Origin of the sequence: Nitrosospira briensis (genome assembly GCF_900115125.1) — a bacterium.
GTDB classification, from domain to species: domain Bacteria; phylum Pseudomonadota; class Gammaproteobacteria; order Burkholderiales; family Nitrosomonadaceae; genus Nitrosospira; species Nitrosospira briensis_A.
Genome location: NZ_FOVJ01000002.1, coordinates 142,413 through 168,219 on the forward strand (window position 1 = coordinate 142,413; position 25,807 = coordinate 168,219).

19 protein-coding genes, 1 other RNA gene and 1 riboswitch are annotated in these 25,807 nt (G+C 52.5%); of the genes, 10 read left to right on the forward strand and 10 right to left on the reverse strand.

Annotated elements, in window-relative coordinates:
- Nucleotides 1–79: 79 nt before the first annotated feature.
- Nucleotides 80–910, forward strand: coding sequence for a phosphoserine phosphatase SerB (gene serB / locus BMZ14_RS06015; RefSeq protein WP_074795822.1), 831 nt, complete (start codon nucleotides 80–82; stop codon nucleotides 908–910).
- 104 nt (nucleotides 911–1,014) lie between these two features.
- On the opposite strand, the gene BMZ14_RS06020 is transcribed toward serB, so the two are convergent.
- Nucleotides 1,015–3,627, reverse strand: coding sequence for a TonB-dependent receptor (locus BMZ14_RS06020; RefSeq protein ID WP_074795824.1), 2,613 nt, complete (start codon nucleotides 3,625–3,627; stop codon nucleotides 1,015–1,017).
- On the opposite strand from BMZ14_RS06020, the gene BMZ14_RS06025 reads away from it, so the two are divergent.
- Nucleotides 3,626–3,904 (forward strand): hypothetical protein, encoded by a 279-nt coding sequence (locus tag BMZ14_RS06025; RefSeq protein WP_074795826.1) that lies wholly within the window; start codon nucleotides 3,626–3,628, stop codon nucleotides 3,902–3,904. The two genes, BMZ14_RS06020 and BMZ14_RS06025, sit on opposite strands and share 2 nt — an antisense overlap.
- Here BMZ14_RS06025 and BMZ14_RS06030 read toward each other — a convergent pair.
- The gene (locus tag BMZ14_RS06030; protein ID WP_256208439.1) at nucleotides 3,885–5,231 is read right to left on the reverse strand and encodes a glycoside hydrolase; all 1,347 of its coding nucleotides are present in this window, start codon (nucleotides 5,229–5,231) and stop codon (nucleotides 3,885–3,887) included. The two genes, BMZ14_RS06025 and BMZ14_RS06030, sit on opposite strands and share 20 nt — an antisense overlap.
- A 168-nt stretch (nucleotides 5,232–5,399) precedes the next feature.
- Complete coding sequence (locus BMZ14_RS06035; protein ID WP_074795828.1) at nucleotides 5,400–6,644, reverse strand: dicarboxylate/amino acid:cation symporter; 1,245 nt, start codon at nucleotides 6,642–6,644, stop codon at nucleotides 5,400–5,402.
- 331 nt (nucleotides 6,645–6,975) lie between these two features.
- Between BMZ14_RS06035 and BMZ14_RS06045 the strand changes: the two genes are divergently transcribed.
- Nucleotides 6,976–7,956, forward strand: a complete 981-nt coding sequence (locus BMZ14_RS06045; RefSeq protein ID WP_074795832.1) for an MraY family glycosyltransferase — start codon at nucleotides 6,976–6,978, stop codon at nucleotides 7,954–7,956.
- Nucleotide 7,957: 1 nt separating this feature from the next.
- Nucleotides 7,958–9,955 carry a polysaccharide biosynthesis protein gene (locus tag BMZ14_RS06050; RefSeq protein WP_074795834.1) on the forward strand — a complete coding sequence of 666 codons (1,998 nt, stop codon included), beginning with the start codon at nucleotides 7,958–7,960 and terminating at the stop codon, nucleotides 9,953–9,955.
- 680 nt (nucleotides 9,956–10,635) lie between these two features.
- Here the strand turns inward: BMZ14_RS06050 and BMZ14_RS06060 are convergent.
- The 4 genes from BMZ14_RS06060 to BMZ14_RS06075 all read right to left on the reverse strand — a co-directional run bounded on the left by BMZ14_RS06060 (nucleotide 10,636) and on the right by BMZ14_RS06075 (nucleotide 13,418).
- Nucleotides 10,636–11,319: a hypothetical protein gene (locus BMZ14_RS06060; protein ID WP_074795838.1), complete on the reverse strand. Its 684-nt coding sequence runs from the start codon at nucleotides 11,317–11,319 to the stop codon at nucleotides 10,636–10,638.
- A 335-nt stretch (nucleotides 11,320–11,654) separates the two neighbouring features.
- Nucleotides 11,655–12,323 (reverse strand): PEP-CTERM sorting domain-containing protein, encoded by a 669-nt coding sequence (locus tag BMZ14_RS06065; protein ID WP_074795840.1) that lies wholly within the window; start codon nucleotides 12,321–12,323, stop codon nucleotides 11,655–11,657.
- Nucleotides 12,324–12,796: 473 nt separating this feature from the next.
- Nucleotides 12,797–12,886 carry a PEP-CTERM sorting domain-containing protein gene (locus tag BMZ14_RS14770; RefSeq protein WP_371265665.1) on the reverse strand — a complete coding sequence of 30 codons (90 nt, stop codon included), beginning with the start codon at nucleotides 12,884–12,886 and terminating at the stop codon, nucleotides 12,797–12,799.
- Between the two features lie 208 nt (nucleotides 12,887–13,094).
- A complete protein-coding gene (locus tag BMZ14_RS06075; RefSeq protein WP_083396682.1) occupies nucleotides 13,095–13,418 on the reverse strand; it encodes an outer membrane protein assembly factor BamE in 324 nt (107 codons plus the stop codon).
- A gap of 241 nt (nucleotides 13,419–13,659) precedes the next feature.
- On the opposite strand from BMZ14_RS06075, the gene BMZ14_RS06080 reads away from it, so the two are divergent.
- The 3 genes from BMZ14_RS06080 (at nucleotide 13,660) to BMZ14_RS06090 (ending at nucleotide 16,341) form a co-directional block, all read left to right on the forward strand.
- Entirely contained in the window at nucleotides 13,660–15,030 is a 1,371-nt protein-coding gene (locus BMZ14_RS06080) for a cache domain-containing protein (RefSeq protein ID WP_074795845.1), read from the forward strand.
- 24 nt (nucleotides 15,031–15,054) lie between these two features.
- Nucleotides 15,055–15,708, forward strand: coding sequence for a response regulator transcription factor (locus tag BMZ14_RS06085; protein WP_177186922.1), 654 nt, complete (start codon nucleotides 15,055–15,057; stop codon nucleotides 15,706–15,708).
- Nucleotides 15,709–15,798: 90 nt separating this feature from the next.
- The gene (locus tag BMZ14_RS06090; protein ID WP_143071914.1) at nucleotides 15,799–16,341 is read left to right on the forward strand and encodes an EDSAP-1 family PEP-CTERM protein; all 543 of its coding nucleotides are present in this window, start codon (nucleotides 15,799–15,801) and stop codon (nucleotides 16,339–16,341) included.
- An 809-nt stretch (nucleotides 16,342–17,150) separates the two neighbouring features.
- Here BMZ14_RS06090 and BMZ14_RS06095 read toward each other — a convergent pair.
- Together BMZ14_RS06095 and BMZ14_RS06100 are read right to left on the reverse strand one after the other, a co-directional pair.
- Entirely contained in the window at nucleotides 17,151–18,977 is a 1,827-nt protein-coding gene (locus tag BMZ14_RS06095; protein ID WP_074796494.1) for an ABC transporter transmembrane domain-containing protein, read from the reverse strand.
- A gap of 130 nt (nucleotides 18,978–19,107) precedes the next feature.
- Nucleotides 19,108–21,207: a TonB-dependent receptor gene (locus tag BMZ14_RS06100; protein ID WP_083396684.1), complete on the reverse strand. Its 2,100-nt coding sequence runs from the start codon at nucleotides 21,205–21,207 to the stop codon at nucleotides 19,108–19,110.
- A gap of 81 nt (nucleotides 21,208–21,288) precedes the next feature.
- Nucleotides 21,289–21,559, reverse strand: a riboswitch (cobalamin riboswitch).
- A gap of 162 nt (nucleotides 21,560–21,721) precedes the next feature.
- Here BMZ14_RS06100 and BMZ14_RS06105 point away from each other — a divergent pair.
- The 3 genes from BMZ14_RS06105 to ssrS all read left to right on the forward strand — a co-directional run bounded on the left by BMZ14_RS06105 (nucleotide 21,722) and on the right by ssrS (nucleotide 22,485).
- Nucleotides 21,722–21,922, forward strand: coding sequence for a hypothetical protein (locus BMZ14_RS06105; RefSeq protein WP_074795850.1), 201 nt, complete (start codon nucleotides 21,722–21,724; stop codon nucleotides 21,920–21,922).
- On the forward strand, nucleotides 21,919–22,227 hold the full coding sequence (locus tag BMZ14_RS06110; protein WP_074795852.1) for a cell division protein ZapA: 309 nt from the start codon (nucleotides 21,919–21,921) through the stop codon (nucleotides 22,225–22,227). Before BMZ14_RS06105 ends, BMZ14_RS06110 begins: the two co-directional genes overlap by 4 nt.
- Nucleotides 22,228–22,305: 78 nt before the next feature.
- Nucleotides 22,306–22,485: non-coding RNA, 6S RNA (gene ssrS, locus BMZ14_RS06115), on the forward strand.
- Nucleotides 22,486–22,664: 179 nt separating this feature from the next.
- Here the strand turns inward: ssrS and BMZ14_RS06120 are convergent.
- Complete coding sequence (locus BMZ14_RS06120; RefSeq protein WP_074795854.1) at nucleotides 22,665–25,733, reverse strand: galactose oxidase-like domain-containing protein; 3,069 nt, start codon at nucleotides 25,731–25,733, stop codon at nucleotides 22,665–22,667.
- Between the last annotated feature and the right edge of the window lie 74 nt (nucleotides 25,734–25,807).

A 25,807-nucleotide genomic window follows, 5' to 3' on the forward strand; every position in this document is an offset into this window, starting at 1 on the left:
GACATGCCTGCCGGGCAGCTTGTTTTCGAACGCCTTATCCAGCCTTGAAGCATCCTTAACATTAAAACTGGAATGGTACATGAACCTCATCATACAAGGGCTTGAAATCGAGAACAGGGATCTGAGAGAGCTTGCGAAACTGGCCGGCGCCAACGATATCGAACGAATCACAGGCCAGGCTTTCCGGCTGAAAAATGCGAACCGGCGGGATCAGGTTCCGGAATACTGTGCCGACGCCGGACTGGATTTTGCTTTCGTCGAACAAACGGCCAGGCTGGGCGATTTTGGCCTTGTTGCGATGGATATGGATTCCACCCTTCTTGCGATCGAGTCCATTGATGAAATAGCCGATATGCACGGTGTAAAACCACAGGTATCCGAAATTACGCAGCGGACCATGCGCGGCGAGATCGTTTTCGCCGAAAGCTTGAGACAGCGTACAGCGCTGCTCCGGGACCTGGACGAGGACGCACTGCAACGTGTATACGATGAACGGGTCCGGCTGAGCCCTGGTGCGGAAAAGATGTTACTTCGGATGAAGTCGGCCGGCATCCGGACAATGGTCATTTCCGGAGGTTTCACGTTTTTCACCGATAGAATCAAGGCAAAACTAAATCTCGACTATTCCGCCGCCAATACGCTTGAAGTTGCCGATGGCAAGCTTACGGGTAAAGTGCTGGGCGAAATCATAGGGGCGCACGGAAAAGCTGAAGTGTTAAAAAAAGTGCGTGACGAACTGGGATTGAAACGGGAACAGGTAATCGCCATTGGCGATGGCGCCAACGACCTTAAGATGATGGAGGAAGCCGGGGTCAGCATTGCGTATCGCGCCAAGCCAATCGTGCAGGAAAACGCGACTTACGCGATCAATCATGTAGGCCTGGACGGGGTGTTAAACCTGTTCGATTGACCTACGGGGCGGCTGATCTTCGGGGGTCAATTCTGTTGTGCATTGGAATTGGCAACCCCGAAATCCGCTTCCGTGGAAGGTCCCGCAATAGCCACGTAAGCCGCTCAATAACTGAATGCGGCTTCAACAAGATAGGTGCGTTGCGGGTAGGGATGAAAAACAAACGCCTTGTCATTGTTCAGATTGGTAATGCCGAACGAGACCCGGCTTTTCAGTCCGTTTTGCAATTTAAACCGGTAGCTGGTTTTGAAGTCCATGAAAAAGAAATCGCTCTGGGAACCGAAAACATTGTTCACATGGTCTCTGTTATCGAGATCGTTGAACGAGTCGCTGGTGTAACGGCCGGAAAGCGAGATATCCCATGCGTCGGTAGCGTGGTAGGTGGTAAAGAAGTTTGCTCGCCAATGTGGTAAACGGATACGTTGCTTGCCAGTCAAATCAAAGTTGGCAGGCGTTCCGGTCGACTCCGTAAAGCTGATGACCGGACCCTTGTCCACTTTTGCATTCATCCAGGTGCCATTGAACATAAAATCAAACTTGGAGCCGAGAATACGCCGCTGATCAAAGATAAGTTCAACACCCGTAGTGCTGGTCTCATCAATATTCTGGAACGCGCTCGATGTGAGCACGCCGGAGGCGGTTAACACTTGCTGGATGGCGTCCTTGATATCGTCGCGAAAAACATTCACCCGAATGTAGCCCTTCGGTAGCGCATATTCAACCATGAAGTTGTGATGTACGCCATTCTCGGGCCTGAGCAGCGCATTTGCCGTAATAATGCTGGTCGGGGAGCTGAGCGATTGAAACAATTCAGCAATTACGGGAAATCGATGGGCCCTGCCAAAGGAATAACGTAGTTTCCACGGCCCAGGTTCGTAGCCGAGGGAAACCTTGGGCGAAAGTGCCGATACGTCGCGATCAGGGACCGATGTACTTCCCACGATGCCATTGCTCGCCGACCACCATTCCTGGCGCGCTCCCACCGTGATATCCCATGCCGGATAAAACCGGTATGCGGCTTGTGCAAACATTGCCTGAGTCGAAGTGCGGCCGTCATTATTTCGATTAGCCTGCAGTCCCCCGCGCGTGAGGGTAGCGTAATCAATCAAGGAATACTGGCGGAAGCTCAAATTGTATTGATCGAAATGGTAGCCGCCCAGCAACGATATTTTTTCATAACCGAATAATGCCGGAGTACTCAGCTTGAGGTCGGCATTCAGCCAGTTGAATTTCTTGAAATCCTGAAGTTGGCCTGCCCCGGTATTCGCGGGATCATTTTTATTGAAAAAGGCGGTGGCGCGGATATCTTTGAGAACATCGAAATGACTGATTGTCGTATCGATATTCCAGTTCGGAGTGAGGGCGCCACGTAGCTGCAGCCCTAGATTCAGCGTCTCGCGCTTGTCCTGGCTGCCTCCAAAACCACGTTGTACGACATCGAAGCGTGTCCCATCCAGAGAAGCGTTACCTGCCGTATCGCAGCAGGCTGGCGCGGCCCCTCCCCAAAACGGCTGTCCGGTTATGTCGCTTACGTAGTTGCGGGGCCGATTCTGGCTACGTGTACGATCCTCATACGCCACTGTAAAAATAGCCTGGACATCCGTAGTGATGTCATAACCGAATTTGCCCTTGAACAGGTGAGTGTGTACTTTCTCCGGCCCGGTATCCCCGTAGATGATGCTGGGCGTCCCGCGAGTATCGGGTGTTCGCACGCCACCCGATACCGGAGCGCCACCCGGCACATCGAATAGCCCCGTATTGTCGATGAAATAAGACTGCGGGTGGCTCTGGGCTTCAAGCCGATTATAGGCCAGGAATACGGTGAACCGGTCCTGAATCCGGTTTCCGTAGGAAACATATTGCCGGTCGCCTATGAAGGTTCCTTGATCAGGACCATAAAGCTTGTAAGGCTGAATAAAGAGGCTGCTCTCGAAATAGAATTCCTGTTTGCGCGGCATGCGCGTTTTTATATTTACCACCCCTCCGATGGAGTTGCCGCTATATTCCGCGGAAAAGGGGCCATAAACAATATCGACAGCATCAATTTCATTCGGGCCCACAAGAGACCAGCGGGGTGCGCCATTAAAGGAAGCTTGCAGGAAATTATGCAGCGGCAGACCATCTGCATAAACCATATTGCGCGCAGTGGAGAACATGTCTGCGCCGCGAATACCCAGAACACCGTTCGGATCTCCGACATAACGCTGGCGGATCTGCAGGCTCGGCTGGTACTTGAGCACCTCTTCCGTGGTCTGCGCGTTCTGAAGCTCGATCTGCGCCCGATTGACGCGGGTGGAAGGTGATGTGTAATGAGAGTCGCGCTCGACATCGCCCGTAACCACCATTTCCTTGAATACAACCTCTTTGGGCTTATCCTCTACCGGCTGATCGCTGTTTTTATCCTTATTCTCATCCTTGTTCTGCTCGACTATTTCACTTGGACCTTCTTTTGCCGGAGCAGCCGGGCCCGGACCGGGCGCTACCGTCCCGGCCTGCGCGATGGCACTTGTATCGTGTACCGATGAGTTTGTTTTGTTCGCGTGCACAGGCGGCTTGCGGACCTCGCCACTCGATCGAGGTGCTACAGCGACTGGATTGCTCCCGGAGGTAAGTGCGATGGGTTTTCCCGCCAGCGTGTTATTTATTTCTCCCATATCCTCTGCCCCCACGAAAGAGGCAAAAAGCAGACTCGCCAAGGCGATGGAGATAGATTTCATGGATGTTTTCCTCGCCTGTTTTCTTATGACAACCAGCTTATCGCTGCTGTTCACATTACGCATTTCACGTATTTACTTATCAAATCTCCGGGATTGCGGAGCAGATGACGGCGTCAGCAGAGCCAACAGCCTCTTGCGTGAGTCCTGCCAGGCGACAAGTGAGCTTGCGGCGAGCGTGCGAGGGAAGATGCCAAGTGCGCCCCTTTATGATTTTCCCTCGCGCGATCTTGTGGCCGGTTACCTGTTTATAAACTTGTTCAACGGCGTCTGGCTGTAATTCGTTCAACGGGAAAAATACGCAAGCCTTCCTTTGCTGTGTTCCAGGCTATCAGTACTTTTTTATTGTCAATCAATGGCACGGGGTAGTCGGTCGCGCCAGCGGACACCATTACCTGCGTTGGTTCGCTCCAGGACTCACCGCCATTAATGGAGTACATCATCTGCGCGGAATAGGACTGTCCGTCAAATTCTCGCCAGGTAATGAGAACGAGTTTATCCGCTACAGCAACACCTGCATGGTTAGCCTGCGCTGCGGGATTGCCTATAGGCATGGGCCGGGATTCCCAATTTCCATCGATGTTTTTGTAGAACAGCCCCTGACGGGCGGAGCCGTTGGTAAACCATGCCATATGCAATTTACCCCAACGGTCGGCTGCAATGCTTGCGCCATTGTGGGGGCACGCGTCAATTTGCCAATTGTCACGCGTCACCCGCCTTACGCCCCCTTTATCGAGGTTTGCCATGGCAAAATCACGGGTGTTGATATCAAAGATATTACGCCAGACAACAATCGGGCCATCCTTTGTCCAGGTCAGCGCCGTCCGGCAACATTCGCAGGTATGCGCCTGAAAGCTGCGATTGCGGCCGAAGTTGGCGCCATTATCGAAGGACTGCGCCGTATAGAGTGATACGCCGGAAAAAACTTCGCCTCTTTCCTTCGTGGCGTCCCGATCGCGCGCGTCGAGCCATGCGACTACTACCCTGCCGTCACCGTCGATCGCCAACGAATCAAAGCGGTGACTGGTTAGACGATCGTCATCATTCAGCGTAACAGGTTTGGAAAAAGTTCGGCCTGAATCTATCGACCGTGCGAAGCGGATGTTGCCAGCATATTTCTGCGGCAGGGAATGTGTCCAGGATAGAAGCACGGTACCGTCCTGTGCAACTGCAATCTTCGGACGGCTCTCCCCGTCAGCCGATATGTTTTCCGGTTCGGGTGTGACAAGCACGGGATTGGAAAAATTTTTTCCGTCGTCTTCCGACCAGGAAACCAGCAATTGCTGGTCTTCAACTCTTGCCAACCATAATCGTCCGCTCCCATCCAGCGTTACCCCCACTGCAAGCGTAGACTTGGCGGCCCTGGACGAGGTGGGCATCGAGTGGCCCGGTTCTTCTCCGGCAGAAACTTGCTGGCTCGCAAGCGCGGCAGCGGCAAAGCTCATCAGGAAAACGGCTGTGATACGAAGCATCTGGCGCATCTCTCTCTCCATCACAATACCGGATCGAGGATAGCCCATTTCCAGAAGCATGTGAATGTGGCAAATTGTCGCACCTGCCTCGCCGGGTTTTCTTGAATTCCGAAGCAGGTGATATGATAGGAGCATTACACCGGACGAACTATTTCGGCAAGCATTTTTTTTCGAACAAACCCAATGGCACGCATGGCCTACGGATGAATCAGGGTGCAAAGAGAAAATAAGGGGAATCGGTTCGGGAAACCGCACGTTCGGCGGGATATCCGCCAACCTCATACCGCCGGATCAACTTGCGGATTACCCATCATGGTCACCCCTTACCCACTTTTGCACCACCAGGCTGCCCACCATGTCGCCCTCGACATTGACTGCGGTGCGGAATGTGTCCAGCAGGCGATCGATAGGCAGCAGGATGGCGATACCTTCTGCGGGCAATCCCACCGACTGAAGCACCAGCACCATGGTTACCATTCCGGCGCTGGGAATGCCCGGCGCCCCCATCGCGGCAAGCATGGCGGTCAAAAACACGATCATCTGCTGTATGAGGTTGAGTTCTATACCCGCGAGGTTAGCAATAAACAACGCGGCAACCGCCTCGTACAGCGCCGTGCCATCCATGTTGAGCGTAGCGCCCAGCGGCAGGACAAAGCCGGCAATATCGCGTTTGACATGCAGATGCTGTTCGACACAACGCAAGGTGACCGGCAAAGTGGCAGAACTCGAACTGGTGGCAAAAGCAGTTATCAGCGCTTCACGCCCACCGCGCCAGAATTTGAACGGGGTCATGCCCGTAACCAGATAAAGAATGAGTGGCAGTACCACTATGCCATGCAGCAGTGTCGTCCCCACCACCACGGCGATAAATTGGACCAAGGTCGTTAGCAAAGCCGGATCCTGTGTAGCGGCCAACTTCATCAGCAGGGCCATGATTCCCAGCGGAGCCAACCGCATGATCCAGCCGACCAGCATCAGCATCAGCTCCAGAAACTCCTGTAACAGAACGAGAATATTGGCGTAGCGCTCGCCACCCACAACCAGGGCAATTCCAAGCAATAGCGCGAAAACCACTACCGCAAGCACGTCGCCTTGCGCAAGCGCCTTTATCGGATTCTGAAACAGCGAGTGGAGCAGATGCGAAAAGAACTCGGACAGCGGCATTTCCCGCGCCCGAAACCCCTGCATGGCATCCTGAAACATGGCGAGCTGCAGTCCTTCCCCCGGCCGGACAAGATTGGCGGCAGTCAGCCCCAGCATAATGGCCAGTACCATGGAAAATATGAAAAAGCCCAGCGTTGCTTTCCATACCTTGTGCATCTGCCGATGCGCGCGCAAATTTGCAACGCCCACTGCGATGGAAGTAAAAACCAGCGGGATGAGCACCATTTTCAGCAAATCAATAAACAACGTTCCGGTAAGCTCAGCGAAATATAGCCCAGCCTGGGCGACGGCTGATTCCTTTCCCAGGAGGGGCAACGCCAGACCCAGCAGTAGACCGGCCAGCACACCGTATAGAATTTGCGTATTAAGCGAGATTTTTTTCATCAGCAGCTTCTTTGTGAAGTATTTTTTTTGCCGTGCCTGGAGAAATATTATCGCAGCGATGATTGATCAGGCATTGAAGACTTGCGCCACGTGAAAAAGGAATAACCGTCGGCGAGCAACAATATCAGATTCCCCGCGTGAAAAGCCGGGGGTACGCAACCTCGAGCGAGGCCCGCGCAGCGGATGCCAATTACGAATTTTCCGGACAGCGCTATCGGCAGCGCTTCGCCAGCAAGCGGCATTGCAATCATTTTATGATAGCGGCATCACACCTGCGGATATCGCCCCATGGTACTCTCCGCAGTTATAATTCATCATCGTGATTACCGGCATGGCGTTTTCGCCTTTTATAGCACCATTTACAGCGTTTATCGCGGCATTCGTCCTGATCCAGTATTTGATCAAGGGTGAAACCCTCAAGGTACTGGATCATCCCAACCCCCGATCCCTTCATAGCAAGGCTATCCCCAGAACGGGAGGATTGGGCATGATGTCGAGCATCCTGTTTTCATGGGCATTTCTACCCGACGCCCTGCCGCTGTCGGTATGGGCAGGCGTGATGCTCCTGGTGGCGATATCTTTCGCGGATGATGTTTTTGATTTACCCGTTTGGTTAAGGTTACTGATACATGGTGGCGTCGCGCTCTGGTTCCCGTTAACGATGCTCTCCGGTGCGCATGGCTGGATTACCGCGGCCTTGGCGGCGATTGCGATAACCTGGGTCCTCAATCTTTATAATTTCATGGATGGCTCGGACGGACTGGCGGGCGGCATGACTTTTTTTGGTTTCAGTTCTTACGGGATAGCCGCCTGGTTGGGCGGTAATGAGGCATTCGCCATTATTAATTTCTGCGTGGCTGCCGCCGCTGCTGCTTTTCTGGTTTTCAACTTTCATCCGGCACGCATCTTCATGGGCGATGCCGGCGCAATTCCACTGGGATTTCTGGCCGCGATACTGGGCATGATGGGCTGGAAGAATGGTATTTGGCCGTTATGGTTGCCGCTACTCGTATTTTTTCCGTTTATTGCCGATGCCTCCGTTACTCTCGCAAGACGTGGCCTGCGTGGTGAAAAAGTGTGGCAGGCGCATCGCGAGCATTACTACCAGCGCATGGTGCAAAGCGGTTTTGGCCATCGCAATACCGCGCTACTCGGTTATCTTCTCATGCTGGCGGCCGGCGCCAGCGCAATCTGGGCAATGCGACAGGATATTGCGGTTCAGCTTGGGGTTGGCATCGCATGGTGTGCAATTTATCTTGCTATGATGCGCGTCTTTGACCGGTATTGGGAACGCCGTTCCGACGGCCGATAGAATGCCCCTACGAAAACCCAACATACGCACAGTAATCGCCTTCGTTCACGATCTCGCCGCGGCAGCCGCCGCCTGGTGGCTCGCCTATTCGTTCCGATTCAATTTTGAGATACCTTCCCCGTATCTGGCGTCATTGCAAGAAATTCTGCCTTGGACAGTCATGTTGCATGCCGCAGCGTTTATGTGGTTTGGCCTGTATCGCGGACTTTGGCATTACGCCAGCCTGCCCGACCTACGGCGTATCCTGATCGCGGTACTGGCGTCGGCGGCGGCAGTGCCGCTTGCGTTATTCATGCTGCAAATACACACCGGCGTGCCGCGGACCGTGCTGCTGCTGGCTCCCATTCTCTTGCTGTTTATCATGGGAGGCAGCCGCCTTGCTTACAGGTTATGGAAAGAGCATCGACTCTACGGGCAAAAAAAGCTGGAAAGCAACCTCGTCCTGGTGCTGGGAGCGGGCGACGCCGCCGTCGGTCTCGTGAAAGAGCTTGCGCGCAGCGTGCAATGGCAAGTGGTGGGATTACTGGATGACGACCCCGCAAAACTTGGCCTCATGCTGCATGGTTTCAAAGTGCTGGGGCGGATCAATGAGCTGCCTGTTGTAGCAAAAGAACTGGGCGTTGCTCATGCCATTATCGCCATGACCTCTACCGTCTCTGACCGCCGAAAATCCCACCGCCCTCAACTCGACCGCCGCCGGGCGGGCCGTCTTATCCGTGACCGCCGCCGGGCGCTGCAGATGTGCGCAGCCGCGGGGGTAAAGGCATTGATCGTCCCTTCGTACGATGACTTGATCAGCGGGAAAATCACCGTATCGCAAATCCGCACTGTAGAGCCGGAAGATCTGTTGGGCCGAGATCCCGTGATACTGGATAACGACGGTTTGCATGACCTGTTAACGGGAAAAACCATCTTGATCACCGGGGCTGGCGGCTCAATCGGGTCGGAATTATGCCGGCAAATTGCCAGATTCGGGCCGGGGCGGCTGGTGCTGTTCGAACTGAACGAATTCGCGCTCTATAGCGTCGAGCAGGAATTCCTAGCCAAATTTCCGGAAATACCAATGGCTTTCACAATAGGCGATATCAAGAACCAGGCGCGGCTGGCCCAGGTATTTTCGCAATACCGGCCCGCGGTCGTATTTCATGCCGCCGCTTACAAACACGTGCCGCTGATGGAGCAGGAGAATGCCTGGCAAGCGATATTGAACAACGTTTTTGGCACTTATGTCCTGGCGCGGACCGCGCTTGCGTACGGGGTCGAGAAATTTGTATTGATCTCGACCGATAAAGCGGTAAATCCTACAAATGTGATGGGCGCAAGCAAGCGGCTGGCGGAAATGGTTTGCCAGGCATTGCAACCGGTCATCTCCAGCTTTGGAGACCAGGCCGGGAATACCGGTCCAACTGCTAAAATACAGAAACCGGGTTTTGTAATGGTTCGTTTCGGCAACGTACTGGGTAGTGCCGGAAGCGTTATTCCGAAGTTCCGGGAACAGATCGAAAAGGGTGGCCCCATCACCGTCACTCATTCTGAAATCACGCGATATTTCATGTCCATCCCTGAAGCTGCGCAACTGGTTCTGCAAGCCGGATTGATGGGAGGAAAAAACGGGGGGGGAGAAATTTTTGTGCTGGATATGGGTGAACCAGTGAAAATAGCCGACCTTGCGCGAGACCTTATTCGTCTCTCAGGCCTGAGCGAGGACGAAATCCAGATCGTTTACAACGGGTTGCGTCCCGGAGAGAAACTATACGAAGAATTATTGGCGGACGACGAGAACACCTTACCTACACCTCACCCCAAATTACGTATCGCCCAGTCCCGTCAGGTAGATAAAAAATGGCTGGAGAATCTGCTTGCATGGCTCTATGCACACCCGGTACTGAGCGATGAGGAGGTAAAACGGGATTTGACAAAATGGGTTCCGGAATACTCAAACCGGGGTCGATGCAATGATTCCCACGACTCCCCTGTTTCATATCTTGATTGCCGGTAATATTGATTTCCTTGCCGCTTCATAGTCGAACCGCTTCATAGTCGAACCACACTCATTTCCTTATCTAACCGGTCATGAATATTGGAGGCCGTCCAGCGATCCGCACTCGTCAGCTTCGCCAGTTCTTCCCCACGTAGGAGCGCTGGCACTACTGGACGGGCACGAACTGACCAGGCGTGTACAGTCGCCCTACGACCTCTGCCTGCTTGTCGGGGCCGAAGAAGTCGCGAGTCTTTGGCTGCGTCTGAGGTGAAAGCCTTAGGCTTCTGGATTAAGCGAAGCTTTCGAGTCGTGATAAAACAAGTACCAAAAGTAGCCGTTCCGCCCTCCTTTTTACAGTTGATAAAATATGTTATCAACTGTAGATGGCCAGAGAAAAACTTCCTCTTCATCACAATGAAAAAGACCACCATGCCGAAAATCAACAGCTGATACCGCAGGGGAAAATCTAAATAATATCCTTTCGGCCTAATAGAAACCGGGATTAGCTCCAATTCTGCTTTCGTGGATAATTTTTTCCCGTACCCATCTTTCGCTTCCTCTCTGTAGTCGTTCCCGCCTCCCCGCTAGACACAGGTGTGCCGGCAGCTGGTTTTAAGTCGAGCATTTCCCTCGAGGGGCGCCTTGATTCAGATAGCGCCGGATTGGATAGTCTCGCTGCATCTGCTATTTCTCTCTTCTTATTGGGCTTCCCACAATTGCTGGGCTTTGGCTCGGTCGAAAGGAGCCAAAACAGCTTTCTGAATGACAACCTCTCGTAAAGCTGGAAATCTAGCTCTGAACTCTGGTACATCGGTTTCAAACTGATCAGTGATCTCGATATCGAAGGTCCCCCCGGAAAAACCCGTTACCGCCTGATCAATCAAGGGAATAGGGAACCCGGCTCTAAACTCGTTCCCAATACGTTCGCGAACGGTGGCATTTACACGCCCTAAATAAAAAATCCCTGGCACAGCCGATTTCATCTCCGCGTGAAGAGGCAGAAAGAAATTTCCTCTTACCGGAAAGACACCGCTGAAACCAGTTAAGCCTCTGAGCAGATAGTTTCCCTTTTCAAGCTCCAAGCGAAAGAAATAGCTGTTACCCAATTCGGGAGAGTCAGGCTCATTCTTGGCCTTATCGTCCATAGTAAAAGTAATGTGCTCGCTTCTCTGGCTTGCTCCTTCTTTCTCGACACTCAGCAAAATCACTTTTGGTTGATAACTCGGGCGGTAAGAATTTTTTAACGTAGCGGTCATAAGGAATATAGGCTTTGTTGTGCTGGTCACTGTCTCCGTGTCTTTATGAAAAGCCATCTTGGTCGCGCAACCCCCGAGAATTAAAGCGACAGCAACGAAGAAAGGAGCAAAGAGTTTAAAAGACATTTGACTTCCCCTACGGAGTTGGTCTAGAACCAGAGTTGCGTTTAATGGGAGAGATGTAAAAAGTTTACGAAAGAACCGGCGAGTGATCTAGGCAGGTCCGGCAAGTACTCGGGTGTCAAAAAGCGGTAAGACTATCCGTTTTCTTGCCCACCGCTTCACGCGCAACTCCGCATTCAGCAAGCGAAACACTTGATCGCGCGTGAGAATACGAAAAAGCGGAACATCGGCTCAGCTTGGAAAGTATCCTGAATTCTTTGGTCATTTTCAGCCCTAAGATGTGGAGTTCTGCTCAGCATAAAAAACCCGCATACAGCGGGTTTCTTCACTACTTCACGCTACTTGTTTTTATTTTGCTTTCGCCGCGCCATAAAACCCATCAGGCCAAGCCCCGCCAGAAACATCGCATATGTTTCAGGTTCCGGGACAACTCCAGCCACGGGAGTCTGGACCAAGGAAAACGTATACGCGTTGCCTGCACCAGGATCAGGAATGTTTAAACTGAAGTATCCTTCCTCGATGTACGCTCCCGCCTTTAACTCTCCAGTGAAATTAAGATCGCGGGGGCCAGTCGGCTCAAAAGGAGCAGCCTGGGCTTTGGATGGCGAATCAAGCGTGAAGCCCGGAGGCAGCTCAGGCGCGAAGATATTATCTTCCGCGTCAAAGTAGTTGAATGTTACGTTACTGGCCGGGCCGCTTGCGGACTCATCAAGATGAAAGTGAAAGTTGGAAAAAGCAGCTGAGGTGCCATTGCCAATCGTCTCATATACGTGATGCTCACGATCCCCCCCCTCGGCGTGACCAACGGTAAATGTCAGAGTGATAGGATCAACACTAGCATATGTGCTCGACAAGTACGAAAAACTAGGAGGGCTTTCCTCAAGAGAAAATGACCCCAATCCAGGTCCACTCGCTGTGACATTGGTGACGACGGAAGAAGCGGTTGCGGTAGCAACCGATCCTCCAAAAGCCATGGCAACTAGTAGAGATTTTGTTGTTGCGTTCATTATTTACTCCTAAAGGTTAATTTCCCTCTTGTTACTTGTACCAATTGTGGAAGGAAGTTCCTACAGGTCGGCATCTTGTTATCAGTTATATCGTTGACATCTTTCACACCAAGTTTAGATTTGATGAAGGTTGCTGCTGAGTTTACTGTCACGCATCCTTGCTGGGTTCTGCCGACGGAACAGACATAATCCAGCCCCTCAAGGTCCTGACCAACATACGATTGCATCTCATATCAATTAGCTCTTCCCGTCCCTTTTTTTAAATTTCCGTGACGATACCGTATCGTCTTTAAGCGGGCAAGCTTATCCTTGAGAAGCATTATCTATTTCCCCCACACGAATTCTAAAGATCGCGCGAAGAGATTAGCACTCTCCTCCTTCAGTCTTTCACTCCCGCCCACCATCTAGAAACTGACAGGATCCGGTTCGTCCCTTGGGTCCGGCACTTCCTTCTCAGTGCTGGATCAAATAGCTCATTTTTTGCGGCGAACCATGAAACCTGTAAGCCCGAGCCCAGCCAGCAACATCGTATAAATCTCTGGCTCCAGAACGGGAGAAAGCAGTAGGCATGGCCATTGTTCTCCTTATCCCCTACAAACAGTTTCCGTAAGTCGTAATATGAATTCGTGCGAAGCAGCGGGACGTACTTGCAACCAAGTAGAGCGTTACGGCCCGATTAACGGAGGTATCATTCCACGTCAATTGCATTAATGGATCAGCCCGCTTTTTACCACCTCATCTGTCTCCCGCATGGTGTATTTCGAAACCACCTCATCCTTTGAACATGACTACAAGCTCTTTGGTTTTTACGTCAGCACCGCTTGAAAACAAGCCGACAAGCGGGATGAAGTTTTGAGCTTGGGGAGTTGCTCGCGCATGCTTGTAAGTCCAGATCTCGTTGCCCGCATCGGTAAAGCTGACAACGGAAGGCTGCCCCAGAGCAGCAATAACCTGGTTTTTGGTGGTCCTGCCTTCCGTTATTCGCTGCGAAATTGTCGATTGAGTATGGTCTTTCAATTTTTCGTTTCCAGCCGTTGCGCAGCCAGCCAATAAAATAACCACAGCTGCACCTGCAAAACCTTTTACTATTTTCATTTCCTATCCTCCAATGGAACTTCGTTAAAGCAGCTTTATAACTATCGCTAATTGATGCTGTGAATCGGCGTCATGTTTAAAGTGCGTTCATCGCCTCCTCCTAGATTTAAAACGTATCGGATACTGCAGGGCCTAAAGCTGTAGTGGGCCACAAGAAAGACAGGGGCATAATGGCGCTTAGGGTAGGGAGACTCATCAAAATGATGATGCGAGAAATAAAACCGCTCGATATAGTTACACCATGAACCTTCGTCAAAAAATTATCCTGTTTGCGGTTCTGCCGATGATGCTGGCCTTATGTGCGATCGCGCTGACAGTACGCCACCATGCAATATCTTTGTCCCAACAGCAGCGGGAGGTTATCAAGCCGGCCTATCTCGCCATGAAGGATGCTGAACTCAAGAATTATGTAGAATATGCCAAAAGAATAATAGCTCATCTGCAGGAAACCAGCAGAACGGATGCTGAAGCCATGGAGAAAGCCAAGACCATTCTGGAGAAGATGGATGATGGGAAGGATAGCTACTTTTTTGTATACGACCTGCAAGGGACCCTGCTCGCGCATCCAAAGCATGCGGAGTCAGTGGGAGAGAGCCTCTGGGAACTTCAGGACTCGACGGGCAAATTCATCATCCAGGATCTGATCCGCATCGCGCGGGAAGGAAGTGGATATGAAACCTACGTCTGGCCTAAATTTTCAACTGGAAGTAGCGACCCCAAGCCTAAGCGAGCTTATGTTACTGCAGTGCCAGAGTGGCGCTGGATGATCGGCACAGGGGTGTATCTCGACGATGTAGATAAGGCCCTGGCAGAGATTGATTCACAGGTATCACGCAATATCGAGAACACGATGTTCTGGATCGCCGGTATCGCTTTCCTCGCGGCCGTCGTAATATTCCTGGGCCTAATCAGCAACATCAGGGAGCGAACGGTACTGGATGATCGGCTTGGGGAAGCCAACACTAATCTTGCAGTATTGACGCAACGACTAATAATTGCGCGAAAAGAAGAAAGCGAGAGAATTCGAAATTTACATGACGGCATTCAATCGATGCTCACGGCAATAAAAATGAATATTGAGATTGCCTTGTTCAAGTTGCCCAAAACCTCCCAGTTATCCAGGGAGTGCGCTCCCTTCAAGTCAGCAGCCAAGCTACTGGGAGGAACCCTTGGTGACCTGCGCAAAATAATCAAAGGCACCTCGATTATCGATCCCAACCTGTCCCTGACTGATCAATTAAATAAACTGACTCTTGACATGTCCACTGTTAGTACGCCGATTACGTTTACTGTAACAGGCGAGATAAAAGATTTGTCTTTGAATGCCAAGGAAGCTCTTTTTATGACCACAAAACCGGCCCTAGAGAACATCCTCAAGCATGCAGCGGCCCAGCACGCATTCGTGCGCCTGGAAGGCATGCCGGATTGTGTAAAGCTGGAGATTTGCGATGATGGAAAGGGTTTTGATGTAGGGCAGGCCCACAATAATCCGGATTCAGGTATGGGCTTGTTCAGCATGAAAGAGCGCCTGAAGGCAATGGGAGGGGAATTGACGGTTGCCTCCTCGCCCGATGATGGCACGTGCCTGGTCGCTACGGTTCCTTATCGTTAAGTTTTATTTATGCCCTCTGCCCATATGTCCAATAAAGAACCTGTCCACATATTGATCGTCGACGACCATCCCATGCTTGTTCAGGGATTGTCAGATGGCCTGAGTACCGTACCCAATTTTAACGTAGTAGCCGCAGCCAACACTCTGGCTGAAGCACGCGAGCTCGCACAATCCACCACGCTCCACCTAGCAATAATCGATCTCTTTCTACCTGATGGTAACGGCATTAATCTGGCCATGGAGTTCGGCACAAACTACCCTGACGTGCCCCTTTTGATTTACACCAGCAATAACGATCCCCGGGTTGTGACAGAAGCCAGGAATGCAGGTGCAAGAGGATATTTATTGAAGGGCGCCGACCTTCAGAGGTTAATTCTGGCCGTAGAGGTTGTACTTGCTGGCGGTATTTACCTTGACCGTGATTTACCAAAAAGCAAAAGAATAGAACCGGCACCAAAACTAACCCCAACTGAAGATAAGGTCATGCGTAGATTTGCCCGATGGATGACGAATAAGGAGGTCAGCAAGGATCTCAACATAAAACTGGTTACCGTGAGATGTCATCGCACCAATATCATGTGGAAGCTGGGTTTATATAATACGCCTCAGCTTTACCGAGAGGCCATAAAACGCTATGGGAACCCCGATGACCCAAACTATATTTGGGTTGATCTATAAGTCCATGCAACTCCCGCCAGCGTGCTGTAGTGTGTAGGTACGGATTATCTGAATTGAAAGGCCTGCGTCTGCCACGGCGCCTATGTTTCCCTGGACGACGAGGGGGATGGCAGCAGCACCGCTAACAATGGCCTCCAATCGGCTTTCACATTCGAATTGGGAGAAGGCGGGGCGTTTACTTTCTCTTTTGACGCGCGCGCATACCTGGAGGCTTGGTCCGCGAATGATGAGGTATTCCCGACTGCGGCTTCATCAGCGTATAACCTCACCTTCACTATCGACGACCTGGAGGCTGGTGCAAACATCGTAACTTGGGCCCCAGACGGTCCGGGCGGCTCGCTTGGTACCGGAATTGTTTCTGAGATTGATCCATTCAGCCTGAACGACAACGTTGGCAGAAACGCACCATTCAATGGAACGAGCTTCAGAGGTGACAGCGAGGGTGTTGCATTTGTGGGAACATGGAGCGGCACGACTATTCCACTGCTGGCAAACAACACTTATCAATTAACCATTAGATCATCCGCCGAGGCTGACGCCCGGGAGGTGGTGGCCCTGCCAGAGCCGGCGACCGTGGCTTTGATGGGATTAGGTATGCTGGGGCTAGGTCTGAGCCGTCGTCGCCGCTCTTAAAACAGCAATGAATCAGCTACAGGAAAGGGAGAGAAGGGAGCGATCCAGCTCCCTTCTCTAATGCGGCAAGCATACCTAGTCGTCCCTGAAAAACCCTATTTCCAATTAAACAGCCCGCATTAATTGAAGGCGGTCAGGATATTGTTTTTGTACAAGTCGGTCCATTCGTCCCGGAATTAAGGCGCGAAAGCGCCAGGCGGTGCAGAATCTTGCTCAAGACCCGGGGCGATTCCCTCCCTCAGCGAATGTTAACGCTGAATTTGCTAAGGGGATTTAAATCCTGTATCCAGATGGCCGGGTTGGACGGCCAAAACGGTACAGCAACTTCTCTTTCTTTGACTCGATTGAGATATGAATTGAACACGAAACCAAAAGGGTAGAGGAATCAACCATAAGGAAAAAGCATGGTATGTTCAATCAGGCAGGATGTAATCCGTCTTGCAGGAGAGAGGATGACGAAGATTGCTATTGCTGGTCAACCAAGCATTGCGGAAGCCACCGTATACCGGATACTCGCAGCAAAGCAAAAATCTTAATCCGTATCTTAGTAGTAGGTGGTTGCCCGTTGGAAGTCGATGGATTTGCCGCATGAGGCCTAAAACATCGCAAGCTTCACCGCACAAACAAAAATAATCTTAGTGACGTGGTCTTCTGCCTGCTCTCTAACTATTTAGATAAATTTCTTTGCAACTGCGCCTGAACGGGTAACCCTATACGTTTGGTAAAAGGGATTGCGGAGAGCTTCAATGGCAAATTGCGTCACGAATGCTTTGGTACTATGCTCATGGAACCCGCGCCTGCTCGACCATTCATCGCCCGTCGCCCGGTTCAAGCAACCTGCGCGCAAATGCTGGATAAGCGCCCCTTCTTGCTAGTAATTCCTGGTGACTCCCGCTTTCAACAATGCGGCCGTGATCCAACAGGACGACGCGATCGGCTTTTTCAACCGTGGCTAAACGATGCGCGATAACAAGCGTGGTACGCCCTTCCATGACAGCGTCCAACGCTGCCTCCACATGATGCATGGGTTCAGAGTCCATCGTCTCGAATGCCTCGTCCAGAAGCAGGACAGGCGAATTTTTCAGCAGGGCGCGGGCTATGGCGATGCGCAAGCGCTGCCCGCCATCAAGGTTTACCCCCTGCTCCCCTACCAGGGTTTGCAATCCCTCCGGCATTTGCCGGATGAATTCCGATGCGTGGGCGGACAGGGCTGCGGCAGTGACCATACCTTCTGTAGCGCGGCTCATGACACCGTATGCAATGTTGGCTGCGATCGTATCATTGAATATTGCCGTGTCTGCGGATACAAACGAAATATTGGCGCGCAGGCTGGCCAGCCTGAGGTTCTTCAAGTCGTGGCCATCAAGCAGTATCCTTCCCGACGAGGGGTTCACGAAACGCGCCACCAATCTGGCAAGAGCAACCGTGCTACCCCTTAAACCCATCAGCGCCACCTTCTCACCTGGCTGTATGGTCAGAGTGACGTCCCGCAGCACGGAATAGGACGCTGCACCGTGCTCGAGGTGAACTTCAGAGCCAGCTTTCGGATCAACTTTGGGGTCAGCTTCGGAATTTTTTTCCCGGCCGGGGCGGTGGTGAAAACTGATCTGCTCGAGTTTCAATTCGCCCCGCGCACGCTCAATGCTAATTGTCCCCGTGTCCGGCTCAGTTTCCTGATCCAGCAGCCAAAACACCGGTTCAGCGTTAGCCAGACCAAGATGCAAGGCCTCTTTCACACCTGCAACACGCTTGACCGGCGCAATCAGCATCAGCATTGCGGCGACGAGAGAAGCAAAGCCACCTGCGGTAATCTCATCGGAGGACGCTTGCTGAGCGGTGATATAGATAATAATCGCCAGCGAAACCGCGGTAGTTATCTGTATCAGCGGAACATGGAGAGATGCCATAGCCATCTGTTTCATGACAAGACGGGACACCTCCTCTGCTTGCTCTTTCATTCGTTGATGCTCATAATTTTCGCCACCGTGAAGCTTGACCACCCACTGGTTTTCGACGGAATCCTTCAGTACCGGGGTGAGGCCATCCGTTATCTGCCCGGCTTTCAATTCCATTGTATGCAGCCGCTTCGTTATTAACCGCAGGATCAGCACAGCCGCTGATATTATCAATAACGCCAGCAGGGAAAATTCCCAGTCAAGATAAAACATCCATCCCAACAATCCGAGAATGGTAAATGTGTCCTTGACCATCACGGTTACCAGGCCGGTAAAAGTACGCGCGAGCTGACTCGTACCGGATGTGATTCCCAAAACAGGATTATATTCCGCATGGCCGTCGCAATAGCGCCCCGGCAAGGCCAGCAACTTGTCGAACATTTTCATTCGCAGATCCATCACCAGTTTGTTGCCTACCCAGTTGATCGTATAGGCGCCTATGTGGCCCGCCACGCCCCGCACGGTAAATATGCCGACGATTCCCAGCAGGATCAGTTGCATCAGTTCCAGATTCTTGCCGGTAATGACACCATCCACCATCGACAGCACCAGGGCGGCCAGCATCGGCATGGTTGCGGCCATCGCAATCATGCAGGTTAGTGCAACTGTGAGAGCATCCCAATAGGGGGCGATATATTTCATCAGCCACAGGCATAACTGGCGGCCGGTGATGGTTTGCATGTTTTGCATGGATGCGCAGGCGGTATCGGAGGAAACATTCCCCGTAGCCGGGAAAACCGTATTATGTCACCTGGCTCCGTGCGCGATAAGGTGGATAGCGAAGTTGATCACGGCCCAACTTCGGCCAGCCTCAGTTGAACTGATATTTCATGGTGAACCAGACATTGCGCTCGCGAGCCGGCAGCGCGCTGAAGCTCGTGCCTGCCGCATTGCGTATTGCGTACGAGAAATACTTTTCATCGAATAGATTGTTTACCGCCATGCTCAACAGCAACTTTCTTAACTGATGCGTAACCTTGAGATCCACAGTCACGTAATCCGGCATGCGGCGTGAAGCGGTATTGGCCTGATCGTTATCGAGCACCTGTTCACCCACATAATTCATCGTTGCCGCGAAGCGGGTGGTGGGAGCCAGGCGGAATGTACCACCGGCTGAAGCGCTATGACGTGGTACCAGGGGTATGATATTCCCCGAGATATCCACCCCGCCAAAGCTTCCCTCCCGAAAGCGCGCATCGCTGTATGTATAGTTGCCAAATATATCGATCTTGCTTGTAACCGCCCAGGAACCTTCAAGTTCGGCGCCCCGCCGCCGGGTAGGAGGGAGATTGGTATTGGCAAAGAACCTGAACGGATCCACGTTCATGAAGCCGATCTCGTTGTTGAGATTGATCTGGTAAAACGCCAGACGGGCACGGACCGGCTCCTTCTGATAATCCAATCCGACTTCGCCAGTATGAGCGGTTTGGGGCTCAAGTATGCTGACGACGGAGTCAAAGGACGGCCCGCCGAACTGATTGTAATTTTCATCCACCGTGGCTATTCGGAAACTCCGGCCAAATTTGCCATAGAATGAAAAGGCCGGCCCCAGAGGTTGGCGCACCGCCGCATCATAAGCATAAACGGTACGGCTCTGCCGGTCACGGGCGTGGGGTGCCGGATTGAAACGATCATTCGCCTTGTTTTCAACCCATTGCAGCCGCCCTCCGAATGTAACGACCGTGCCTCTGGGTAGAGTAATTGCATGCTGCAAGTAAACCGCGCGATTTTGCTGCGTCGCCACCACATCCGTCTGCAAAATGCTGGCAGATGCTGGACCCGGTATGGTTTCAGCTCCCGTCAGGCGTTGAGCCCCATAATTCCACCACTCTAGATTCGCGCCCAGCACAAGATCATGATTCATGCCGAAAGCCTGAAATGGCAGCTTCATTCTCGGGTTGAACAGCCACACATGAGATCGTGAATCGACGAATGTCTTGGAGTTGAAGGAATCAATACTGTAGTCGTCGAATAACGCAGTGCGATGATTGTCGCGAAAGGACAGATCCGCGGCAAGTTCGCCAAATCGCGTCGTATGCTCCCCTCTTAGTGTTACGAATGCCCCGTCCCGGGTGGTGAAGTCGCGCGGTGTTGAGGTTCCTTTTCGATCACTTCTCAGTTGTGCCTCAGTGCGGGTAGCAGGCAGTTCCAATTTTTGATCATCCAGCCCGAACTTCAGCAGTGCCCTGCCATTGGTAAACTGATAGCGTAAATCCCCTTGCAGATTCATTTGGCGGAGTGCATTGTTGACGCGATAGTTGTCCGTTTGCAGCGCATTGCCGCTAAGCGCCAGCCCGAAATTCTTGGCTGCGGCGTTCAGCGTCCCATTGAATTCTGTCCCGCTGTAGCTGCCAAAGGAGAGCCCGCCCGTACCTGATACACGTCCGGGGGCGGCCGCTCGCGTCACTATATTTATCACGCCACCCGTGGCGCCAGTTCCGTAGGTTACAGCGCCGCTGCTTCTCAGCACTTCGATTCGCTCGATTGAATCAAGAGGAATCGAGGACCAGCGGATGCCCACCAGTTCATTTTCGTTTATCCGCTGGCCATCAAGCAAAACGAGCGTGTTCTGGTTGCCCGTAATGCCAAATCCACGCATATCGATCTGCGGATCGGGGCTCCCATCGACATTACGGGTATGTATCCCGGCCAGTTGCTGCAGTAATTCGGGCAGGGTTGACGCAGCGCTGTCCTTGATTTGCTGTGCGCTGACAATGGAAACGCCTATCGGCAGATCTCCGGCGCGCTGACTAAAGCGTGTTGCCGTAACCACAACCTCTTCCAACTGGTTTTTCGGCTGATCGTTAGCGCCGACAGCCCATGCAGACGCGGGGATGAGAAAAAAGGGCAGGATAAATTTGCGCAATATCACGGTATCCGCTTGTTCAGCTTGTATATGGAGATTTATCATCCCCAAGTGATTAACAAGGAAATACCGCGGAGGACTCTGTGAGCGAAAATGAAATCGATCAGGACATCGCCCCACGCGATAGTTCCGTATACGTTCAAGGCCGGTATCCGGGCTTGCAGGATTTGACGTATCGCCTTCCCATGAACTGGAGAATTCACAGTGGCCTCGCGGACCTCCGAATTGCTCAGAGGTTCCTTGATTGATACGCCCACACCTGCTCACCGTTGCGGGGGCAGCCCAGGCGTCCGGGAAGCTCTCAATGACCGTATGACTATTCAGAGCGTCCCGTACCTGGTTCCCGTTTAACTCGACCATGAAAAGCGATCGAAGCACCTCAAACGTGGCGGGAATTCTACCAGAATCCCCGAGCCCGAGCTGAAGCGCTGGACAAAATGATTCTCTGTCGCGATGCCGGATTTATCGCTATTTGAATCGCTGCCGATTACTTGAAATTACATTCGGAAGGCCACCTTAGCAGTTGACTCACCACGGATTTCCAAACTATAGTGATCTGATGGAATCGGAACTGGACTCTCTCGAAGAAAAAATCGATCAATTCGTGCGCTTATGTCAGCAACTGCGGTCAGAAAATATTCAACTACGCCAGCAACTCGCTGGCGCCGCGAGCGAGAACAGGCATCTCACGGAAAAAATAGGAGTCGCGGCCTCGCGGCTTGAAGCCATTCTGGCGCAAATCCCTCAAAGCGAAAAATGAAGGCCGGCAAAACCATCGATGTGATTATTATGGGGCGCGAATTTCGCGTTGCCTGTCCGGACGAAGAGCGCGAAGAATTGCTGCAGGCAGTGGCTTATCTCGACAAAAAAATGCGTGGAATCAGAGACAGCGGCAAAGTGGTTGGGTCGGAACGCGTCGCCATTATGGCGGCGCTCAACATCACGCATGAATTGCTCACCGCCAGAAATCAGGGGGGCTTTGACATGGAAGAATTTAAGCGTAGAATCGATCACATGCAGGCAGCGCTTGATGCGGTAATCCCGGAACAGGACAAGTTGTTTTGATACGTATCACAGATTCAGGTCAGCTCGAACAAATTTCACATTTGCGTTTATTCGAGGTACGCGAAAATGGGCAAAGGTTGTTCCCTGCGGTGTTTGTTAAGGCCTATATTCTTTGAACCAACTTTTTAAGAATTGGTTACAAACCAGAGCGATGCTGTTGTGCGCGTCCTACACGGAAGCGCCTGATGCATCCGGTGAGTGACCGCCTTGGACCTTAAGGTTCAAGATAAATGGTCTGACGGCATTTGCGGGGACTTATTCAGCAAACAAAAAAAGCGGCCTTGCCGCTTTTTTTGTTGGTGCTCCACTATAACTGGCCGAGGAATAAAAAACTCGGACCCGTCGGATTACGCTTCGCTAATCCGACCTACTTCTATTTTTTTTGTCTTCAACATAAACCTGCCAAGACCCGCTTCTGAACCGGGCATTATTGAAAGTCAATAATTCCGCCCCTTCGACCCCGGCACAGGACGGTTTTTGCTGGTCACCCGCATGTCGAGGCGTTGCTTTATTTCTGCAGGGTCATGGCTGGGTTTTTCGCCGCCAGTCAATTGCACCCACTTGGCTACTGAAGGAACACCCTGCTTGTTAACCAGGAACAGCATGTACCATCCCGGAGGGGCGATGTTCTGCTCGGTCAGCACCTTTACATGCAAGTGACAAAAATCGTGTGCTTCGAATTCAAGGTCTACTACGCGCTGACCTGTTTCCAATGAATGGGTTGTCGCCATTGGCCAGATCAGTTCGACCCATTGAATCTCTTTTGCCTGCGGCGTATGGATTTTGAAATCCCCACCGTAAAGGATCTGCTGCGGTACCGTTTCGATGAAGGGCCGGGGCCCACGGAACAGATATGGAGGATGATAGATTTCAAGGCGTAACTCGTCGTCTCGCCTGTTCGGGTTGGAACCGGCTGCGAGCACGCGACCGTCGGGCAACAGGAGAGCGATCGAGTGGTACATCCGTGCGGCTTGGGCCGTGGCAGCCGTAATCCAGGTATTTGTAGCAGGCTCGTATATCTCTGCCTCCAGGACCGCCGTAGCCGCAATTTCTGATTGGCCATTTCCGCCCGAAACAAACACCGTCCGGTCCGGGAGCAGGACTGCATTGATGTGAAAGCGCGCATGAATCATGGGCGCCACCTCTTCAAAAACAGGCTCAGAGTTTTTTAGATCAATGATATGAGCGCTATTGATGGCCGGATCTCCTCCACCCATGATCATGAACCGCTGCGCTTGGGCGGGCGCCAGCAACACGCTGCCGCAATGATCCCTGTTCTGGCTGAATCCTTCAGGGAGTGTGACGCTAGTCATTGTACTTGTCGATATATCCAGAAATCCCGGCTGCGGGGCCGCCGGATTGGGAAACATGTTTCCGCCATCGTAGAATAATCTGCCATCCCGCGTGAGGAACAAGTGCGGGAAGAGAGGCCATTCTTCCTGGATGGGCATCTGAACCCAGCCACCTACGCTCGAGTAAATTTCCGCACGGTTGGGCCCGCCTGACACGTTGAATACCCTGCCGTCGCCGAGCGTTACCAACGTGGGGTACCATCGCCCTTCCACCATCGACGCAACGCGAATCCACGACTCGGAGAGAGGATCGAACATATAGCTCGTATCCAGTCCGATGAAGGGCTGTTCGCTATTATCGTATTCCTTCGTACCACCTGCGACGAGCAAACGTCCATCGGCCAGAAACGATTGGCCGGCGCAGAAAAAATCCACTGGGGTGAAGGGACAAGTAAACTCTCCATTTTCATAATCCCAGACTGCGCTACGCAGGCCGGTGGTAAAAAGCTCATCATTGCCCGATCCCGCGAACAACAGGATTTTGCCGGTATGCAAGACAGCACCGTGAACGGCGAGGACTGGCGCGGGGCACGGGAGCAGCTCCCACAGCCCTTTCGAAGCGGCTTCCAGGATATCTGGCGATAGCACGGCCGTCATGGGAGCGCCACCACCCATGCCACCTATGCCACCCATTCCCGCACCGGCGACGCCGCCAGCCCTAATGGGCATCTCCTCCGCCGCTGCAGGCTGATCCGTGGCAGGCTCGGGGTGAACATGGGCTGATGCTGGTTCATTATGGTCGCGCAGGCAACGCAGCATGTCGACCGACGGGCATTCGTTCATGCCATTATCAAATGGTAATTCCACTTCGCACATCCTGCTCACTTCGTCAGATATCCAGATGTGTTGACAGGCACGAACCAGGCCAGCCAAACCCGCCATCATGTGCTCCTCAATATGGCAATGGAAAAGAAAATCTCCACTAATTCGCACGTGACAAGCGTTTTCCGGCGGATCCCACTGGAACTGCTCGAGCGCGTGCGGAAGCCGCATGGCGGGAGGAACCTCGGTATCCGTAACAAAGGTTTCGAGAGAACTTAATCCGTGCACGTCGGATGCGCCGCCCAAGCCACCGGGACGCGCCGGAAGCGCCCAGCGAACGGAGTGGGGATGAAAGTTGTGCCACATACCCGAGACATCCAGGTTGAATATATACCAGCGCAGGCGTTCACCTGTCTCTCCCACAATGGTGGGGGTATTTCCCACGAATGCACGGCCGTTCAGGCAGAAATTGGGGATGCCGCCTCCAGCAGAAAATACCGTATGCTCGTGGTTGCCTTCATTACGCCAATCGACAGTCCCGCCGGGGCGGACCAGAACCAGCGGCGGGACAAACTTGTTATCCTGTATGCTTACGCTGGCGCCGGCCGGCGCGTCCGCCACCACTTGAACCGTCCCGTTCATCGTAGGACCATGAATCGCACAGTAATAGTTAACAACTGTTGCGTCCGTAAAATTGAAACTGAACGTTTCGTCACGGGTGAGCCGTTCGCTCTGGAATGCCACGCTGTTCGAACTGCCTGCAAATTGGTGAACAAAGATCGGAACCTCGTGATCTATGCAAGGCGCGGCCGGGTCTCGGACGATCAAGCCGCCAAACAAGCCGAGATTGACGGTGCGCGCAACATCGTGCGCGTGATCATGGAATCCCCATGCGCCGATCATATCAGGCGTTACGTCATAAACGTATGTCCATTTCTGACCGGGAAGAATTTCATCGCTGCGACGTCCGTCTCGCGTCGAAACACCTAAGGGCCATGCCCCGTCGGATTCGATCCCGAACCGTAGTCCATGAATATGAAAACTGTGACACTCGTTTTTATCTCCGTTTAAAACGTGTATGTACAGCCGCTCGCCTGGTTTCGCATAGAGCACGCAGCCCGGCATTCTGCGATCCCATGGAGGTTCGTTGACATCCGCTTCGATCAGCTTCGCCTTGTTAGGGACGGTGTAATGCGAATCAAGGTACTCGCGATAAACCAGTCCATCGGCTGTGCTGGCCAGTATTTCCTGCGCGGGTATACGGCCTGATTCATGACCGTGGTTGAACATGCAATCACGTCCAAAGTGACGAGCGCATGCTACAGGTGCAAGCGGGCTGTAATCTGGTAGTGACTCGATTTTCAGAAAGACGTCGCGGCGGCGAAAATTCATGGCGGTCTCCAGCTATCTAATCATTAACTCTACGGACGAGCAATTCCTGTCGGTAGCAGGAACGGCGCGATCGC